Source organism: Dellaglioa sp. CoH-55-MRSF-6 (assembly GCF_056782215.1).
On record NZ_JBXAYJ010000002.1, the window covers coordinates 49,984 to 65,003 of the forward strand.

The 15,020-nt window shown below is 34.0% G+C and carries 14 protein-coding genes and 1 other annotated feature; of the genes, 9 read left to right on the top strand and 5 right to left on the bottom strand.

The genetic code is table 11. From position 1 onward, the window contains the following. Positions 1–95: 95 nt before the first annotated feature. The 4 genes from AC1RPK_RS02050 to AC1RPK_RS02065 form a co-directional block, all read right to left on the bottom strand. Positions 96–1,448, bottom strand: coding sequence for a gluconate:H+ symporter (locus AC1RPK_RS02050; RefSeq protein ID WP_481761372.1), 1,353 nt, complete (start codon positions 1,446–1,448; stop codon positions 96–98). A 21-nt stretch (positions 1,449–1,469) separates the two neighbouring features. Next, on the bottom strand, positions 1,470–3,011 hold the full coding sequence (gene gntK / locus AC1RPK_RS02055; protein WP_481761371.1) for a gluconokinase: 1,542 nt from the start codon (positions 3,009–3,011) through the stop codon (positions 1,470–1,472). 106 nt (positions 3,012–3,117) lie between these two features. Further along, on the bottom strand, positions 3,118–3,441 hold the full coding sequence (locus AC1RPK_RS02060; RefSeq protein WP_481761370.1) for a hypothetical protein: 324 nt from the start codon (positions 3,439–3,441) through the stop codon (positions 3,118–3,120). Between the two features lie 60 nt (positions 3,442–3,501). Continuing rightward, on the bottom strand, positions 3,502–4,461 hold the full coding sequence (locus tag AC1RPK_RS02065) for a nucleoside hydrolase (protein WP_481761369.1): 960 nt from the start codon (positions 4,459–4,461) through the stop codon (positions 3,502–3,504). A gap of 172 nt (positions 4,462–4,633) precedes the next feature. Here AC1RPK_RS02065 and AC1RPK_RS02070 point away from each other — a divergent pair, with 172 nt between their 5' ends. From AC1RPK_RS02070 to AC1RPK_RS02100, 7 genes are all read left to right on the top strand, one after another. Continuing rightward, complete coding sequence (locus AC1RPK_RS02070; protein WP_481761368.1) at positions 4,634–5,122, top strand: DUF3013 family protein; 489 nt, start codon at positions 4,634–4,636, stop codon at positions 5,120–5,122. Positions 5,123–5,134: 12 nt separating this feature from the next. Then, complete coding sequence (prmA, locus tag AC1RPK_RS02075; RefSeq protein WP_481761367.1) at positions 5,135–6,082, top strand: 50S ribosomal protein L11 methyltransferase; 948 nt, start codon at positions 5,135–5,137, stop codon at positions 6,080–6,082. 9 nt (positions 6,083–6,091) lie between these two features. Beyond that, the gene (locus tag AC1RPK_RS02080) at positions 6,092–6,820 is read left to right on the top strand and encodes a 16S rRNA (uracil(1498)-N(3))-methyltransferase (protein WP_481761366.1); all 729 of its coding nucleotides are present in this window, start codon (positions 6,092–6,094) and stop codon (positions 6,818–6,820) included. Positions 6,821–6,854: 34 nt separating this feature from the next. Continuing rightward, a complete protein-coding gene (locus AC1RPK_RS02085; protein WP_481762180.1) occupies positions 6,855–7,178 on the top strand; it encodes a hypothetical protein in 324 nt (107 codons plus the stop codon). An 85-nt stretch (positions 7,179–7,263) separates the two neighbouring features. Then, positions 7,264–9,492: a RelA/SpoT family protein gene (locus tag AC1RPK_RS02090; RefSeq protein WP_409022473.1), complete on the top strand. Its 2,229-nt coding sequence runs from the start codon at positions 7,264–7,266 to the stop codon at positions 9,490–9,492. 24 nt (positions 9,493–9,516) lie between these two features. Beyond that, the gene (gene dtd, locus AC1RPK_RS02095; RefSeq protein WP_481761364.1) at positions 9,517–9,963 is read left to right on the top strand and encodes a D-aminoacyl-tRNA deacylase; all 447 of its coding nucleotides are present in this window, start codon (positions 9,517–9,519) and stop codon (positions 9,961–9,963) included. Between the two features lie 63 nt (positions 9,964–10,026). Beyond that, a complete protein-coding gene (locus AC1RPK_RS02100) occupies positions 10,027–10,650 on the top strand; it encodes an HAD-IA family hydrolase (RefSeq protein ID WP_481761363.1) in 624 nt (207 codons plus the stop codon). Positions 10,651–10,673: 23 nt separating this feature from the next. On the opposite strand, the gene AC1RPK_RS02105 is transcribed toward AC1RPK_RS02100, so the two are convergent. Next, complete coding sequence (locus AC1RPK_RS02105) at positions 10,674–11,531, bottom strand: N-acetylmuramoyl-L-alanine amidase family protein (protein WP_481761362.1); 858 nt, start codon at positions 11,529–11,531, stop codon at positions 10,674–10,676. Between the two features lie 149 nt (positions 11,532–11,680). After that, positions 11,681–11,868, top strand: a binding site (T-box leader). A 55-nt stretch (positions 11,869–11,923) separates the two neighbouring features. Here AC1RPK_RS02105 and hisS point away from each other — a divergent pair. Both hisS and aspS read left to right on the top strand, forming a co-directional pair. Then, positions 11,924–13,237, top strand: a complete 1,314-nt coding sequence (gene hisS, locus AC1RPK_RS02110) for a histidine--tRNA ligase (RefSeq protein WP_481761361.1) — start codon at positions 11,924–11,926, stop codon at positions 13,235–13,237. Next, positions 13,234–15,003 carry an aspartate--tRNA ligase gene (gene aspS, locus AC1RPK_RS02115; protein ID WP_481761360.1) on the top strand — a complete coding sequence of 590 codons (1,770 nt, stop codon included), beginning with the start codon at positions 13,234–13,236 and terminating at the stop codon, positions 15,001–15,003. The genes hisS and aspS overlap by 4 nt, the downstream gene beginning before the upstream one ends. Positions 15,004–15,020 lie beyond the last annotated feature (17 nt).

Sequence of the window (15,020 nt, forward strand, 5' to 3'; positions counted from 1 at the left end):
TTTCAATTTAGAATGGTGTCTATTTTAACACATGTCTAAATTTAACAACATAATAAAAGGCTAAGTTATCTAAAATAACTTAGCCTTTTATTAATTTATACGAATAAGTTAATAAGCATAACACCACCGAGCCCTGAAACAGAGACGACTGTTTCAAGAACGGTCCACGTTGCGAGTGTTTCTTTAACGGTTAGATCAAAATATTCTTTAATCATCCAGAAACCAGCATCGTTTACGTGAGATGCAATTAAACTACCTGAACCAATGGCGATAACCATTAATGCAGGATCAACGCCTGACCCAGCTATTAAACCACTGACTAGACCGGCAGCTGTTAATGCAGCAACTGTTGCAGAACCAAGAGAAATTCTAAGAAGTGCAGCAATTAACCAGCCTAACAATAATGGTGATAACGATGAGGATTCAAACATTCTTGAGATAACATCTGCGACACCACCATCAACAAGAACTTGCTTAAATGCACCTCCACCACCAATGATTAAGAGTAGCATTGCAATTTGTTTAATGGCAACTTCAAGAGAAGCCATAATATCTTTGACTGGGATCTTTCGGGCAATACCCATTGAATAGATAGCGAACAGAAGGGAGAGCAGCATGGCAACGCCAGGAGACCCAACGAACATGAAAAAGGAATCTATAGAGTTAGGGTTCTTTGGTGTTATCCCTTTATTAATAATCATGTCGTAAACTGTTGAAATAGCCATAATTACAACGGGAAATAAAGATGTCAAAGTACTCATTGCAAAACTAGGTGTATCTTCAAGTTTAAATTCTTTTTGTGTTCCTAATGCGCTTAAATTTCCTTTTTGCTTAAATGCCGAAGGAATATATTTTTTTGCAATCATAGCGAAAAGTGGACCGGCAATCAATGTTACCGGAATAGCTAATAGTAATCCGTAAATAAGAACCATCCCTACATTAGCATTTAGTGCTGATGCAATTGCAGTTGGGGCGGGGTGAGGTGGTAAAAAGCCATGAGTAACTGAAAGTGCAGCTGCCATGGGAATCCCAAGATATAAAACTGAAATTCCTAATTCCGTAGCAATCGCAAAAACGATTGGGATCAATAAAACAATACCAACTTCGAAAAATAATGCAATACCAATAATGAATGATGCAAGTACGACTGCTAATTGAATCCATTTTCGACCAAATCGGTTAATTAAAGTAGTCGCAATCCGATAAGCACCACCTGAATCAGCAACCAGTTTACCTAGCATAGCACCAAAACCGAAGACTAAGGATAAATGACCTAATTGACTACCAATACCATTTTCGATAGAAGTCGTGATTTTATCTAAAGGCATCCCTAATCCAATGGCAACAACAAATGATGTGATAATTAATGAAACAAATGTATTTAATTTAAATTTAATGATTAATAAAAGTAAAAAGAGAATCCCAATAAAAACAATTAAAAGTGGCATAGTAACTTTCCCCCAATGAAACTAGATTTGATGATAATGTTTCCGCTGGAAATCAGCAATATTTTTATATTCAGCGCTTAATGACCTACTTACTCGAACAAATATAGGTAATAGCTCACGATATACTTCAAAGTTTTCTTTTTGTGGTTGGTGGACATGCATGGAACCAATCATATTTTCAACAGCAGATAGATCAGCAATTAAATGTAAACTTTGCATTCCTAAGACAGCTGCGCCAAGACAAGAACTTTCAAAACTTTCAGGAATTGTAACTTCTTGTTCAAAAATATCGGCTAATAATTGTCGCCATAAAGATGATTGGGCAAAACCACCTGTTGCTTGGATTCTAGTGGGTTTCCCAGCAATTTCAGTTAGTGCTAACATGACCATGTCTAAATTGAAAACGATCCCTTCAAGTACAGCTCGAGCCATATGCGCACGTGTATGTTGACGTGTTAAACCAAAGAATGAACCTCTAGCATTAGCATCCCAGAGTGGTGCCCGTTCGCCACCAAGATAGGGGTGGAAGAGGAGTCCATCGGAACCGGCAGGAACCTTTTCTGCAATTTGAGTGATGACTTCATAGGGATCAATTTTCATTTGTTCAGCAGTAATTTTTTCGGGTGTAAATATCTCATCGCGCAACCAGCGGAAGACGATACCGCCATTGTTAACTGGCCCACCAATGACCCATTTATTTTTGGCGAGCGCATAACAGAATAGTCTACCTTTAGGATCTGTAACAGGGTGATCGATAACCATTCTAACGGCACCACTCGTACCAATTGTGACAGCCGCAACACCCGGTTCGATAGCATTAACACCAAGGTTTGATAGAACACCATCACTTGCACCAACAATAAAAGGAACATCACGTTGGATACCAGTTATTTTAGAAAATTCAGTATTTAGTCCGGATAGTTGGTACGTTGTTTCAACTAGTTCTGGTAACTGTTCAGGTGTGACACCAGTTACAGATAATGCTTGCTTATCCCAATCTAAATTAAAAATATTGAATAAGCCTGTAGCTGACGCTAAAGAATGATCAATAACAAGTCGATCAAATAATTGATATAAAATATAATCTTTAATACCAACAAAATAGGCTGCCTGATTAAATAAATCTGGTTTATCATTCTTTAACCAAATTAGTTTTGATAATGGTGACATAGGATGAATAGGTGTTCCAGTTTTGAGATAAATTTCATGACCAACACCTGATTCATTTAAATCATCACTCCACTTGCTAGCTCTGTTATCAGCCCAAGTAATCGATCTAGTTAACGGTTTATGATTTTTATCAAGTAGAATTAAACTGTGCATGGCAGCTGAAAATGAAACGCCTTTTAAATCAGTGGGGCGTAAGTTCGCTTTTTTATTGACCTCAGTGATTGCTTTTGTTACAGCAGCATAAATTTCATCAGGATCTTGTTCAGCCATCCCATTTTCTTCTTGATAAAGTGAGTAACCAATATTAGCGTATTCAATTACGGTACCTTTAAGATCGTATAAAACTGCTTTCGTGCTTGTTGTTCCAATATCAACACCGATTATATGTGGCATAGTGATCTCCCTTGAATAAATAGTAGTATGAATAATAAAGTTTATTAAAATTACAGTTAACGCTTACATTATCGTCTTTGAGTTAATTTAAAGCAACTATCTTTACTTATTTAAAATTTGATAATAAAGGATAGAATGCTGCTAAAATTAAAAAGAAGGAAAGAATAATGATTAGAATAGTTTGACGGCGATTACCATGATGTAAGAATAAGTTTAAACATGAGGTAACAGCAATGTAACCACCAAGTATCATCAAAAAGATAAATGTATCTGTAATAGGATTTAAACTAATAAGCGAAAAAAGTCCCAGTATCAATAGCCAGTTACGACTATTTTTTTCCCAGGCTAACGAGCCAAAAAAAAGTGACTTATATGAAAATTTTCGACGTTTTTTTTTCGTAAATGTAGAAATATAAATAATAGTGGTCATAATAAACCAAATGGAAAGAATGAATGGACCGAGATATTGCATAAGTAAACTCCGTTAAATTTAATTTTTTGAAAATAAAGTTGATAAACGTGTCATAAAAGTCGATAAGAATCTTTCGGTTTCAACGGCAACAGCGACAACCGTTGTTGCTTGATTTGAATTTAGGCGTGTCTCGTCACCGATTGTACGTCCAGAAAAAGGCGCTTCTGTGTCAACTTTCATATTGATAGGTAAAGTAGTGACTAAAGATGCATCTATAGCAACGGCAACAGCTAAGGGGTCATGCAAAGCACAGCCGTCTAAATTTGTTTTTAGGTTTGCATAGGCGTTAATATAGTAATCAACAATATCGGCGAAAGCTCGACTTGATGGACTGTCAATTTCACGCCATAGCTCTGTTTCTTTTTTTGTTAAAAGTGTTTTAAGTGTTACGTCTAGACCTACCATTGTAATAGGCAATTTACTTTGGAATACTTCATTTGCGGCTTCTGGATCTTGATTAATATTTGCTTCAGCAACGGCAGTTACATTTCCAGGGATTGTTAAAGCACCACCCATTAAAACGACTTTACCAATTAATGTTTCAATTTTAGGATCTTTTTTTATGGCTAATGATAAGTTCGTTAATGGACCAGTAGGCACAATAATTAAATCTGATTGAAATTCATGTGCAGAATCGATAATAAAATCGATTCCAGATTCTGAGGCGTATGGTTGGCTTGATTTAGGGATTTTTATGTCACCTAAACCGTTCATACCATGTATTTCTTGGCTTATTTCTAAAGTATCAAAAGATTGAGTCGTGATTGAATGTTTCTCACCGAGATAAACTGGAATATTTGATTCACCTAATAAATTAAGTAAGTTCAAACTGTTTTGAACACCAGCTAGCATTTGCAGGTTACCGTAAGAACCTACAATACCAATTAAATCAATTTCGGTACTAGCGAGAGCATAGGCAATAGCCAATGCATCGTCAATACCAGTGTCTAAATCCAAAATCATTTTCTTTCTTCCCATAAATAAAACCTCCCCAATATTTTAATAACCTTAGTTTACCAAAAAAAGCGATAAATTGTTATCGTTTTCCTCTTTAATTAATGCATGAATGAATGCAATGCTTTATAATAAACTTTGAGAACTAAACAAAATTTGATGTAATTTAAATTTATTTAAAATATGAGGTGATAGTATGGCACAAGAAACATTGTTTGATTATTTAAAGAAGGAATTACCAAAAATTGATTTTGATGGTGATATTGTATTAGATTGGCAGAAAAAGGATCATACATTTACAGTAGATCTCACATTTTATGCTGAGAATAAGTCACAACAAGCAATTCTTGATATTGAAGGTGTTAACTCAGAATTACCCATTATTTCATTTGGGGATGCTATATTACTCTATGATGAAGAACGTTTTGACTCAAAGGAAGTTGAAAAAGAGTATTTAACAACATTACCCTTTCAAGGGAAATCGGGTTGGGAACGCTCAGAGGCAGCAGCATTTATTAACTATTTACAAATTGTACTAGACAATGGTCAAAGTGATTTGTTAGATTTTTTGAATGATGATGATGCTGAATTCTTTGAACTAAGTTGGTCAGCTAGCGATTTTGAAAAAATTCAAAAAGCACAAAGTACAGAAAAAAGTATGCGATTAATTTATCCAAAATTTTAGGAGGATTTCAATTTGAAATGGACAGAAGTAAGTATCTCAACAAGTAGTGAAGCTGTAGAAGCGGTTTCTAATATTTTAATTGAAAGTGGTGCTGAAGGTGTCCAAATTGATGATTCAAAAGATTTTGAAAAATTAATGCAGGATAATTTAGACGGGAACGATTTTACATCAGTTGAGCACCAAAATGATGGAGCAAAGATTTCTGCCTTTTTCCCTGAAACTATTTTTATTCCTGAAATATTGCCAACTATACAGAGTAGGGTTAATCAATTAGCTGATTTTGGACTTAATCCGGGACGTGGTCTGATTGAATTGAATGAAGTGGATGACCAAGGTTGGGGATTGGAATGGCAACAATACTACCATCCGGTTAGAGTTACCCGATTCCTAACAATAGTACCAAGTTGGGAGAAATATCAGGTGGTCCAACCTGATGAAAAAGTGATACGTTTAGACCCTGGTAAAGCATTCGGTACAGGAACACATCCCACAACCCGGCTAGCTTTGGTAGCACTAGAGCAAGTAATACGTGGAAATGAATCTATGATTGATGTTGGAACAGGTTCAGGTGTTTTAAGTATTGCTGCAAAACATCTTGGTGTTGGTCATATTGATGCGTATGATTTGGACGATATTGCAGTAGATGCTGCCGTATTAAATTTCAACTTAAATCCAATTGCAAATCAGATACATGTAGCAGCTAATGATTTACTAAATGGTATTGATAATAAGGTTGATTTAATTGTGGCTAATATTTTGTCCGAAATTATTGTACCGTTAATTCCGCAAGCTAGAAGAAATTTAAATCCAGGTGGCCATTTTGTGACATCTGGGATTATTGCAGATAAAGTCGATTTAATCAAGGAGTCACTGGTAACTGGTGGATTTGAAATACAACAGATTTTAAATATGGGTGACTGGTTCTCAATTATTGCAGTTAAAATGGATTTGGAAGGTTAGGTAGTAAAGATGCAGAGATATTTTTTGAAATCTGATGAGTTAATTTTAACAGATGAGGATTTTCATCATGCAATTAAAGTTATGCGTTTGGCTGTTGGTGATCAAGTTGAACTCGTTAAGCAATCAACAGAGGTTGTTGTTGCAAAGATGAAACAGGTTACTGAAAGTTCAGCTACTTTTGATTATCAAAAGACAGTAGAAACATTAGTTGAGTTGCCAGTAGAAGTAACAATTGCGTCGGCTCTTTCAAAAAAAGATAAGGCAGACTGGATTGTACAAAAAGGTACAGAAATGGGGGCTGCCCATTTTATATTTTTTAATAGTGATTTTTCTATTGCAAAATGGGATCAAAAAAAGCAGGCTAAAAAAATTGAACGTTTAAAAAAAATTGCTAAGGGTGCTGCAGAACAAGCACATCGAACTAAAATTCCAACGATTTCATACGCTAAAAAAATTGATGAGATATTTCAACAATCTTATGATATTCAGATTGTTGCATATGAAGAATCTGCTAAACAAGGTGAGGTTAGCCAACTAAAAAAATCATTTGATTTGATTGAACCTAATCAAAATATGATTGCGGTATTTGGTTCAGAGGGTGGTATTTCAAAATCAGAAATTGATAAGTTAGCTACAGCTGGTTATCAAAAGGTAGGCTTAGGACCTAGAATTTTACGTGCAGAGACTGCTCCGTTATACTTATTAGCGAGCCTTTCATTTGTTAGTGAATTAAGTTAAGTAAGGCATGAGAAAACGAAATGAGGAAATATTTTTGAAAAATTTTCTAAGCATAACAGCTGCATGGTACTTAACGGTAAGTATTGCCATCGGAATTGTGGTCCCGATGGTACTGACCTTAGTTAATGCAAACGATGTTATAAAAATTGGTGTTTCTTTATTTATAGTAAATGTCATTTTTTCTATCATTATTGGTGTTATTATTGGTAGAAATGATCATAGTTTGATTTTTAACTTTTTCTTTCCAGTTATTTTTGCAATAGGTGTGTTGTGCCATTTATTTCAAAGTATCACTATCTTTTTTGCAATTATTTATCTTTGTTTATCATTATTAACATGGGGAATTTCAAAAAAATAATACAAATACTTTATGAATACATGAGTACGCGGACTGCATTATGGAATCGCGTATTTTTATTTTATATAAAAAGAGGTGTGTAGATATGACAAAAGAAGAAATGTGGAGTGCTAGAGACGTTTTGGAAATCGTTGAAAGCTATATGAATGAAGAACATGTTGCATTTGTACAAAAAGCATGTGATTTTGCTACCTATGTTCATAAGAATCAATATCGTAAGTCTGGCGAACCATATATAATGCACCCAATACAAGTTGCTGGTATTCTTGCAGAATTAAAAATGGATCCGGAGACTGTTAGTGCAGGATTTTTACATGATGTTGTTGAAGACACACCAGTTACTTTAGGTGATGTAGGCGAACTTTTTGGTAAAGATGTGCAAGTAATTGTCGATGGTGTAACAAAATTAGGTCAAATTCAATATAAATCTCATCAAGAGCAATTAGCTGAAAATCATCGTAAATTATTGTTAGCGATGTCTAAAGATTTACGTGTTATTATTGTGAAATTAGCAGATAGGTTACATAATATGCGGACGTTAAAACACTTACGTCCAGATAAGCAACGACGAATTGCAAATGAAACGTTAGAAATATATGCACCATTGGCAGACCGTTTAGGTATTAGTACGATTAAGTGGGAATTAGAAGATAGTTCATTACGTTATCTGAACCCCCAACAATACTATCGAATTGTTCATTTGATGAATTCTAAACGTGAAGAACGTGAGGCTTATATTTCTGGAGCTATTGAAGAAATAAAAGTTTCCATTAGTGATTTAAAAGTTTCAAGCGAAATTTATGGGCGACCAAAGCATTTGTATTCTGTCTATAAAAAGATGAAAGACCAACATAAACAATTCTCTCAAATTTATGACCTCCTAGCTGTTAGAGTAATTGTTGGATCAATTAAAGATTGTTATGCGGTACTTGGGGCAATACATTCTAGATGGAAACCAATGCCTGGAAGATTTAAAGACTATATTGCGATTCCAAAGGCTAACTTGTACCAGTCTCTGCATACGACTGTTGTCGGACCAGAGGGACGTCCTTTTGAAGTTCAAATTAGAACAAAAGAGATGCATGAAATAGCTGAATTTGGTGTAGCAGCACATTGGGCTTACAAAGAAGGTGTGAAAGAGAAAGTTCAGCAAGATGACGCGGGTACAAAATTAAATTGGTTTAAAGAAATTATTGAATTACAAGATGAGACTGATGATGCTTCTGCTTTTATGGAAAGTGTTAAAGGCGATATCTTTGGTGACCGCGTTTATGTATTCACACCTAAAGGTGATGTTTTTGAATTACCCAAAGGTGCAGGACCACTTGATATGGCCTACAGTATTCATACTGAAATTGGACATCATACAACGGGTGCAAAAGTTAACGGAAAGATTGTGCCATTAGATTATCAAGTCAAAAATGGAGACATTGTTGATATCTTAACTAGTAAAAGTTCAATAGGACCAAGCCGTGATTGGGTTAATTTGGTGCATACAAATAAAGCTAGAAATAAAATTAAACACTTCTTCAAACTACAAGATCGTGTTGCTAATGCAGCTAAAGGTGAAGATTTATTGACGATGCAATTAATTGATTTAGGATTTGATCCTAAAAAAGTCATTACAAAAGAAAATATGAAACAGCTTTTGGATAAAAGACAATTGTCTGAATCAGATGACTTGTATGCTGCAATTGGATTTGGAGAGGTAGCAACGTTAGGTGTCGCCAATGCTTTAACGGAAGATATTCGCTCTAAAGAAGAAGAAGTTCGACAAGTTAATGAGCAGAAGGCAATCCTTGAAGAACATAAAGAAATGAAAAAACCAGACGTATCTGAAAAAAATCGTAAAAGTAGCCATGATGGTGGTGTTGTAATTGATGGCGTCGATAACTTACTTGTTCGATTAAGTCATTGCTGTAATCCTATTCCAGGAGATGACATTATTGGTTATATTACAAAGGGGCGTGGTGTTTCAGTTCATAGAACTGAATGTCCTAATGTTATTAAAGCTGAAGAGTCCGGGGAAAGAATTATTAGTGTTAAATGGGATAAAACCATGGATGATAAATCTAATTATCAATCTGATTTGGAAATCCAAGGGTACAATCGTTCTGGACTTTTGAATGATATTTTACAATCATTGAATAATACAACTAAGCAATTAAGCTCAGTTAATGGCCGTGTTGATAATAATAAAATTGCGACAATGGATGTTTCAGTTGGCGTAAAAGATATTGTTCAATTAGAAAGAATTATGGAAACTTTGAAAAGTGTTGAAGACGTTTATGCTGTTAAAAGGAAAATTCATTAATTTTCTAATGGAGGTACTAAAGAAGTGAAAATTGTTGTTCAACGTGTTAAAAAGGCTAGTGTTTCGGTAAATGGTCAGGTATTAAATCAGATTAATGTAGGATATCTTTTATTGGTGGGATTTAAGACGGGTGATACATCTACTGAGATAGATTATATGGTAAAAAAAATCTCTAATTCCAGATTATTTGAAGATGATATGGGAAAAATGAATTTAAGTATTCAAGAAATAAATGGAGAAATTCTATCTGTTTCACAATTTACTTTGTACGCGTCAACAAAAAAAGGGAATAGACCAAGCTTTACAGATTCTGAAGAACCTAATTTAGCTGAGGAACATTATGATGAATTTAATCAAAAATTGGCTGAAATAGTAACTATTGTTAAACCAGGTCAATTTGGAGCAGATATGGATGTTGAACTTATAAATGATGGACCAGTAACAATTATTTTTGATACAGAGAAAAAATAAAGGATGTATTAGAATCAACTCTAATACATCTTTTTGGTGTAAAGAATATTTGGAGGGTATAAAATGATAAATAATTATTTTTGGGACTTTGATGGGACGCTTTTTGATACTTATCCTGAGATGGTTAAGGCATTTCAAGAAGCGTTACGTTTACAAAATGTAATTGCGACTAGAACAGAAATTTATAAAATTATGCGAGAAAAATCTGTTAGACAAGCAATTCAAATTTATCAAGAAACAAATTTGAATTTAGATGTTGAACAATTGAGGGTAAGCTATGATGATTTAGAAAGACAGAGTCAAAAAAATGCAAAATTATTTCCTGGTGCAAAAGAAGTTTGTAAATGGGTGGTTGATAATGGTGGACAAAACTTTTTATTAACCCATAGGGATCAAAGCGCAATTGATATGCTTAGGGAAACAAATATTATTCATTTGTTTTCAGATTTTGTTACTTCAGATCAAAAATTTCCAAGGAAACCTAATCCAGCGTCACTTAATTATCTTGCAGAAAAAAATGCAGTTGATTACCAGAAAGCAGCAATGATTGGTGATCGGGAGTTGGATATTGCTGCAGGGCATAATGCAGGTATGAAGGGATATTTATTTGATTTTGATCAAATGATTTCAACAGTTGAAAAACCAGATAAGCGTGTATTGAAATTAATTGATTTAATACAAAAATAAGACAATGATAGTTAAGCATTGTCTTATTTATTTTGGATATAATTTGTTAAACCTTCAACGACTGATTTTGCTGTTTTTTCTTGAAAGCTGCTACTTTGGATTAACTTAAAGTCATATTTTGTATTAATGTACCCTAATTCTAGTAAGACGGATGGTTGTGTATTATCTCTTAGAACAAGAAAATCGCCAAATTCCGTTCCACGATTATCAAGACCGGTATCGTTTAATTCGGCATTTATTGAATTTGCAAGTGCTAAATCAGCTGTCTTATTATAGTAGTAACTTGTTAAACCAGTTGCTTCATCATCATTAGGCGATGAATCAAAATGGAAACTAATAAATGCATCTGCATTATTTGATTCTGCAAGTTTAGCGCGTGGGGCTAAATCTACATACGAATCAGAGTCTCGTGTTAAAATCACATTGGCGCCACGTTTCTTAAGAAGATAAGCTACTTTTTTTACAATTTGAAGCGTGTAGATTTTTTCTTGTTTATCTTTGATTGAAAGTGCACCTGAATCGTTACCGCCATGTCCGGGATCTAAAACAATCGTTGCTTCAGATAATTTAGTCACTTTGGCATTTTTTTTAGAAAGAATCCAGTTTGCTACCCAACCTTTTTTAGTATTTGGCAAACTTACGTATGACCAATTATTTTTTTCTCGAATAATTGTAATACGCTCACCTTTCTTAAGAGTGTCTAACACTTTATTTGACGTACTTGGTCCGGTACGTACATTAATATTGTCAGATGTAACAACGGTTTCTTTTAAATAAGTTGTCGTTTTTACAATACCTAAACATAGGGTACAAAAAATGATGATTAATAAAATGACTCTTGGCCAGTTTATGCTGAATCCATGTTTTCTATTTGTTGACATTTATGTACTCCTTTAACTATAGATATTGAATCTAAATATTAGTATACCAAATATTTGTTCAATAGTAAGAATCAAATTTAATAATATTGTAAGTTAAGCTGTACTTGACTTTAGAGAGTTACTCGAGTAACTTTATAATTAATAAAATATTAAAACCGATGAAAAAGAAATTAGGTTAGTTAAATTGTATAGAGAGTGAATAATTTGCTGAAATATTCACCATTTTTGCTAACCGAAAGACACTTTTGAGGTGCGTGTGGTTAAATCACATGTCGTTTAAGTTGCGTTAAGCTATTAGTAAAAAATTAAGGTGGTACCGTGCAAAAGCACCCTTGTCGTATTTAGATGAGGGTGCTTTTTTGTATATAATGCCACAAATAGGAGGATTTATAATGAAATTTCAACGTCCCAAAGGAACAGCAGATATAATCCCAGCAGATTCAAAAAAATGGCAATATATTGAAGAAACCGCTAGAAATATATTCTCAAGTTACCAATATGATGAAATTAGAACACCACTTTTTGAACATTTTGAGGTTTTTTCAAGAACTTCAGGTGATACTTCTGATATTGTAACTAAAGAAATGTATGATTTTAAAGATAAAGGTGACCGCCATATAACACTTCGTCCTGAAGGAACAGCTGGAGTTGTTAGAGCGTATGTTGAAAATAAACTTTATGGCCCAGAAATTCAAAAGCCATTTAAAACGTATTATATTGGACCAATGTTTCGTTATGAAAGACCTCAATCTGGACGCTTACGTCAATTTCATCAAATTGGAGTTGAAGCCTTTGGGGTTGATAATCCAACACTTGATGTTGAAGTTATGGCAATGGCAATTGATTTCTTATCAAAATTTGGATTAACAAATTTAAAATTAGCTATTAATACTTTGGGAGATAATGATAGTCGTGATAATTATCGTGACGCATTAGTTGCATATTTACGTCCCTTCGCTGATCAATTAAGTGATGATTCAAAAGCACGTTTAGAAAAAAATCCACTACGCGTTTTGGATAGTAAAGATAAAGGTGATCAAGAAATTGTTAAAAATGCACCATCAATTCTAGATTACCTTAGTGAAGAGTCACAGGCTCATTTTAACCAAGTAAAAGTGTTACTTGATGCATTGGAAATTCCATATGAAGTTGATTCAACAATGGTTCGTGGACTTGATTATTATAACCATACCATTTTCGAAATTATGTCTGATTCAAAAGCATTTGGTGGGAAATTTACGACCATTTGTGCTGGTGGACGATATAATGGCCTTGTTGAGCAATTAGGTGGTCCTGAAACACCAGGGATTGGTTTTGGCTTGGGGATTGAAAGATTATTATTAGTTCTTGAAGCTGAAGATGCAAAATTACCCGTTGAACAAAGTTTAGATGTTTATGTTGTTGGTATTGGTGAAGAAACGAATACTGAAACACTAAAACTCGTGCAATCAATGCGTAAGGCAGGTTATTCAATTGAAAGAGATTATTTAAATCGTAAACCAAAAGGTCAATTTAAATCTGCTAATCGTATGAATGCTCATTTTGTTATGACTTTAGGTGAGAGCGAACTAGAAACACAAACTTTGAATTTTAAAAATATGAAAACAAGTCAAGAAATTATATTAAAATTAGAAGATGTATATACTGATTTTTCGAAAGTATATGAAAAGGCATTAAAATTAGAAATGGAGGCTGATGGAGAATGAAAAGAACAACATACAATGGTTTAGTTGATGAAACTTTTATTGGTCAAACAGTTACATTAAAGGGATGGGTACAAAAAAGACGCGATTTAGGAAATTTAATTTTTATTGATTTACGTGATCGTGAGGGCATTGTTCAACTGGTTTTTAGTCAAGAATTTGATTCCGAAGCTTTAAAGATTGCTGAAGAGTTACGTAATGAATTTGTTGTTGAGGTTGCAGGAAAAGTGACACAACGGGATGCTAAAGCAATCAACCCAAGAATGAAAACGGGTAAGATTGAAGTTGAAGTTCATAATGCAGTTATTTTGAATAAAGCAAAAACACCGCCATTTGAAATACAAGATGATATTAATGTTGTAGATGATACAAGATTAAAATATCGTTATTTAGACTTACGTCGTCCTGAAATGCAAAAATCATTAATGATTCGTAGCCGTATTACACAATCTGTTCACAGCTACTTAGATAATCAAAATTTTATTGATATTGAAACACCATATTTAACAAAATCAACACCTGAAGGGGCTCGTGACTATCTTGTACCTTCCCGTGTCTATCCTGGGCATTTTTATGCATTACCACAATCACCTCAATTATTTAAGCAATTATTGATGAATGCCGGATTTGATCGTTACTACCAAATTGCTCGTTGTTTTAGAGACGAAGATTTGCGTGGTGACCGTCAACCTGAATTTACGCAAATAGATTTAGAAACATCATTTATGTCTGCTGAAGAAATTCAAGATTTAACAGAAGGTTTATTAAAACGTGTAATGAAAGATACTTTAAATATTGACCTCGAATTACCATTACAACGTATGACTTGGAATGAATCAATGGCAAGATATGGTTCTGAAAAACCGGATATTAGATTTGATATGGAATTAAAAGATATGTCTGCTGCAGTTAAAGATATTGATTTTAAAGTATTTACTAATACTTTAAACAATGGTGGACTTGTTAATGCTATTGCGATTCCTGGTGGTGCCGATAAGTATTCACGCAAAGCGATTGATGCTAAAACGGCTTATATTGAACGTTTTGGTGCTAAAGGGTTAGCTTGGGTAAAAGTAACTGAAGAAGGATTTAGTGGCCCAATTGCTAAATTTTTAAATGACCATGTTGATGCAATTAAAGAAGCTGCTGGTGCAAATGTCGGAGATTTAATTTTGTTTGTTGCTGACAAAGCAAGTGTTGTTCGTGCATCATTAGGTTACTTACGTAATGATATTGCCAAAGAGATGGATATGATTGATGAAAATAGATTCGCCTTCCTTTGGGTTGTTGATTGGCCATTATTTGAATACAGTGAAGACTTTGACAAATTTATTGCTGCGCATCATCCTTTTACTATGCCAAATGAAGAAGATATTCATTTACTTGATGAAAATCCACATGAAGCACATGCACAAAGTTATGATATTATTTTGAATGGTTATGAATTGGGTGGTGGGTCAATCCGTATTCATAAACGCGATATTCAAGAAAAAATGTTTAAGGCTTTAGGATTTACTAAAGAAAGTGCGGAAGAACAATTTGGATTTTTCCTAGATGCACTTGATTATGGATTCCCACCACATGGTGGATTGGCTATTGGGTTAGACAGATTTGCTATGTTATTGGCAAAGAAAGATAACATTCGCGAAGTTATCGCGTTCCCTAAAAATTCAAAAGCATCAGAGCCATTGACGAATGCGCCTAGTCTAGTTGCAAGTAAGCAATTAGATGAATTATCGTTAAAAGTTGAAGAAAATAAATTAAAATAGACGTTTAAAAGACTAAT

Bases quoted from the DNA above. Each gene is read 5' to 3' on its own strand.
- AC1RPK_RS02100 (WP_481761363.1), top strand. From the start codon at position 10,027: ATGATAAATAATTATTTTTGGGACTTTGATGGGACGCTTTTTGATACT.
- AC1RPK_RS02080 (WP_481761366.1), top strand. From the start codon at position 6,092: ATGCAGAGATATTTTTTGAAATCTGATGAGTTAATTTTAACAGATGAG.
- AC1RPK_RS02050 (WP_481761372.1), bottom strand. From the start codon at position 1,448: ATGCCACTTTTAATTGTTTTTATTGGGATTCTCTTTTTACTTTTATTA.
- hisS (WP_481761361.1), top strand. From the start codon at position 11,924: ATGAAATTTCAACGTCCCAAAGGAACAGCAGATATAATCCCAGCAGAT.
- AC1RPK_RS02065 (WP_481761369.1), bottom strand. From the start codon at position 4,461: ATGGGAAGAAAGAAAATGATTTTGGATTTAGACACTGGTATTGACGAT.
- AC1RPK_RS02060 (WP_481761370.1), bottom strand. From the start codon at position 3,441: ATGACCACTATTATTTATATTTCTACATTTACGAAAAAAAAACGTCGA.
- AC1RPK_RS02090 (WP_409022473.1), top strand. From the start codon at position 7,264: ATGACAAAAGAAGAAATGTGGAGTGCTAGAGACGTTTTGGAAATCGTT.
- gntK (WP_481761371.1), bottom strand. From the start codon at position 3,011: ATGCCACATATAATCGGTGTTGATATTGGAACAACAAGCACGAAAGCA.
- AC1RPK_RS02070 (WP_481761368.1), top strand. From the start codon at position 4,634: ATGGCACAAGAAACATTGTTTGATTATTTAAAGAAGGAATTACCAAAA.
- AC1RPK_RS02105 (WP_481761362.1), bottom strand. From the start codon at position 11,531: ATGTCAACAAATAGAAAACATGGATTCAGCATAAACTGGCCAAGAGTC.
- aspS (WP_481761360.1), top strand. From the start codon at position 13,234: ATGAAAAGAACAACATACAATGGTTTAGTTGATGAAACTTTTATTGGT.